The sequence below is a fragment of the Streptomyces sp. NPDC006435 genome (genome assembly GCF_040612315.1).
Lineage (GTDB): Bacteria > Actinomycetota > Actinomycetes > Streptomycetales > Streptomycetaceae > Streptomyces.
In genome coordinates this window covers 1-3,674 of the sequence record NZ_JBEXPY010000110.1, presented here as the reverse complement: position 1 = coordinate 3,674, position 3,674 = coordinate 1, and the positions used below count along the sequence as shown (strand labels likewise).

Annotated in this window: 2 protein-coding genes; both read right to left on the bottom strand. The window is 70.8% G+C overall.

Annotated elements, in window-relative coordinates; all coding sequences use genetic code 11:
* The coding region (locus tag ABZZ04_RS39265) for an amino acid adenylation domain-containing protein (RefSeq protein ID WP_356937029.1) at positions 1-1,318 on the bottom strand (1,318 nt) is incomplete at its 3' end.
* A 3-nt stretch (positions 1,319-1,321) separates the two neighbouring features.
* Positions 1,322-3,674, bottom strand: a 2,353-nt coding sequence (locus ABZZ04_RS39260) for a condensation domain-containing protein (protein WP_356937028.1), incomplete at its 5' end; no start/stop codon positions are given.

Here is a 3,674-nt window from a genome sequence, read left to right as displayed (position 1 = left end):
CCGGATGCCGCCCCAAAGCAGCCTCCACCTCACCCGGCTCAACCCGAAAACCCCGAACCTTCACCTGATCATCAACACGACCCACGAACTCCAGGCGTCGGTCCGTGCGCCACCGCACCACGTCGCCCGTCCGGTACATCCGGGTCCCGGGCTCGCCGTAGGGGTCGGCCACGAAGCGTCCGGACGTGAGGCCGGCCCGTTCCACGTAGCCGCGCGTCAGTCCGGCCCCTGCGACATAGAGCTCCCCCGCCACACCCGGCGGTACCAGCCGCAGCCTCTTGTCCAGCACGTACACGCGCTTGCCCGCGACGGGACGCCCGATCGGCACCTGCTGCTCGTCGGCGACCGGGTCGATGGGGTGGAGCGTGGTGAAGGTCGTGGCCTCGCCGGGGCCGTAGCCGTTGACGACGGTGAGGTCGGGACACTTGTCCATGACCTGCCTGACCGCCGCCGGTGAGACCACGTCGCCGCCGGTCAGCACCTGACGCACGGCGGCGAAGGCCTCCGGGCACTCGGTGGCCATCAGGCTGAAGAGGCCGGAGGCCATCCACAGCGAGGTGACCCCGTGCTCGACGATCACCCGCCGCAGCACCTCGGCGTCGACCCTGCCCTCGGGCGCCACCACCACCTGACCACCGGTCAGCAACGGCACCCACAGCTCGTACGGGAGTGCGTCCCAGGCGGTCGGCGAGTGCAGCAGAACCCGGTCCGTGTGGGAGGTCACCCGCGGTTCGTCGGAAAGTGCGGCGATGGCCGCGTGGGTGACGCCGATGCCCTTGGGGGTGCCGCTGGATCCCGAGGTGTAGATCACGCAGGCGAGCCGGTCCCGGCCGGCGCCGCCACGTGCCTCGCGCACGGGCCGGGTCCGTCCGGCGTCTTCCCCGCTGTCGTCGCCCCGGGTGTCGGCGAACACCAGGACCTGCTCGTCGGGGACGAACTCCGGCGCGCTCGATGCCGTGTCGGTCAGCAGGAGCGAGACGTGGTTGTCCGTCCACATCAGACGGATCTGGGCGTCCGGGTAACGGCCGTCGAGGGAGATGTAGGCGCCGCCGGCCTTGACCACGGCGAGTACCGCCACGACGAATTCCACCGATCGCGGCATGGCGATCGCCACCACGCGCTCACTGTCCACTCCGCGCTCCGCCAGTACGCGGGACAGCCGCTCGGCGCGGTCGTCGAGCTCCCGGTAGGAGATCCGCTGCGAGCCCGCCACGAGGGCGATCGCGTCCGGCGTGCGCGCGACCTGGCCCTCGAACTTCTGGTCCAGGGACACCAGTTCGTCGAACGCGCCGGTCTGGTTCTCGATTACCTCAGACATGACTCAACTTCCTGTGGCCCAGTTCAGCATTTCCAGGTGCTCGTCCTCGGTGAGCACATCGATCGAGTCGATCCGCAGAGTGGGGTCGGCCACCACGTCCGCGAGAAGTCGCAGAAAGCGTTCGACCATGCCCTCGATCGTCGACCGGTCGAACAGATCCGTGCTGTATTCGACGAAGCCGTCGATCCCATCGGGATCGCCGCTCGCCGTGTGCTTCTCCGTCATGCTGAAGAACAGGTCGAACCGCGACGTCCCGGTCCCGATGCGCTCCGCCTCGGCTTCGAGACCCGCCAGCTCGACCCGCCCCCTGGGCGTGTTCTGCAGCACCAGCGTCACCTGGAACAGCGGGTGGTAGGCGGGCGACCGCACGGGGTTGAGCACCTCGACGAGTTGCTCGAAGGGCACGTCCTGGTGGGCGTAGCCGCCCAGTGCGGTCTCGCGCACCCGCTCCAGCAGTTCGGCGAAGGTGGGGGCGCCCGACGTGTCGATGCGCAGGACGAGCATGTTCACGAAGAACCCGACGAGGTCGTCCAGCGCCCGGTCGGTCCTGCCCGCGATTCCCGCGCCGAGCGGGATGTCCTCGCCCGCGCCCAGCTTGGTGAGCAGTGCGGAGAGCGCGGACTGCAGCACCATGAACAGGCTGGCCCGGCCCTGCCTGGCGAGGGCCAGGAGCTGGCGGTGCAGCTTGGCGTCGACCTCGAACTCGAAGAGGTCGCCCCTGTAGGTCGCGATCGGCGGGCGGGGCCGGTCCACGGGCAGCGTGAGCTGATCGGGCAGGTCCCGCAGCGCCTCCCGCCAGTACTCCACCTGGCGAGCCCCCAGACTGGCGGGGTCGGCGGGGTCGCCGAGCAGCTCGCGCTGCCACAGCGTGTAGTCCGCGTACTGCACGGGCAACGGCTGCCACTCGGGAGCCCGCCCCGCACAGCGCGCCGCGTACGCCGCCGCCAGGTCCCGGGTGAGCGGGGCCAATGACCAGCCGTCGCCCGCGATGTGGTGCAGCAGCATGCACAGTCGGTGGTCGTTCTCCGCGACCTTGAACAGAGTCGAGCGCAACGGCAGTTCGCGGGAGAGGTCGATGGTCTCCTCGGCCGCGGCGGCAAGCGTCCTGGACAGGTTCGCCGGCGCGACGTCCTTGACGGCGAGCTCCGGTACGGCGTCGTCCACGTCCAGGATGCGCTGGACCGGGACACCGGCGGTCTCCACGAACACGGTGCGCAGGCTCTCGTGCCTGGTGACCAGGTCGCCGATGGCCGCCCGCAGCGCCGCCACGTCCAGGGGGCCCCTGAGCTTCAGCAGCATCGGAATGTTGTAGGTGGCGCTCGCCCCTTCCAGCTGGCCCAGGAACCAGAGGCGCTCCTGGGCGAACGAGAGGGGGATGTCCTTCTCGGGCCGGTCCGCCGGGACGAGAGCGGGCCGCACTTCGCCTCCCGTGCCCAGTCTGGTGGCCAGTTCGGCGACGGTGGGCGCTTCGAAGAGCATCCGCACGTCGGCCTCCACGCCCAGGGCGGGCCGGATGCGGCTCACCAGGCGGGTGGCGAGCAGCGAGTGGCCGCCCAGCTCGAAGAAGTTGTCGTCCACGCCGACCGTCGGCAGGCCGAGCACCTCGGCGAACAGGCCGCACAGGATCTCCTCGTGCTCCGAACCGCCGGCCCGGCCTCCCGTCGTGGCGATCGCCGGGGCGGGCAGCGCCTTGCGGTCGACCTTGCCGTTGGCCGTCAGGGGAAGCACGTCGAGCACCATGAGGGCCGAGGGCACCATGTACTCGGGCAGTTCGGCCTCGGCGAACTCGCGGACCGCAGCGATCAGGGCCCTGTTGTCGCGCGAGGCGGTGGGGACGCTGGCGTACTCGACCGGGTCGGGGCGCAGTTCCCCGACGATCCGGTACGGGGCTGCGACGGTTCCCGCGGCGGTGTCGCCGGCCCGTGTCTCGAACACCACGTCCACGAGGTCCTCGCCCGACCGGGACCAGGTGACCGCCGTGCGGTGGCCGAGACGCTCGCCGAGCTCGTAGAGGTCCTCGGGGTCGACCGTCGTACCGCTCCGCGCCTCGAGCAGGTCACGCACGTCTGCCCGGTCCTCGCCCGCGGACAGGGCACGGGAAGCGGCGACCTCGTGGGCGACACGGTCGTTGGGCACGCCGCTGACACGGATGCGAGGGGCGTCCGGCTCGGTCAGGTGCACGGCCAGTTCATCGATGCCGGTGATCTCGTCGCCCCACGTCAGGACCCGTTCCGAGGGTGCCGTCGCGGAGCCCGTCGCCGTCCTGGTGAGGACGGTGTCGTAGCGGTGCCGGGTCAGCTCGTTGTGGAAACGGCCCCGCTTGAGCCGCACGTCCACCGCGACCTCGTCCCCGCAC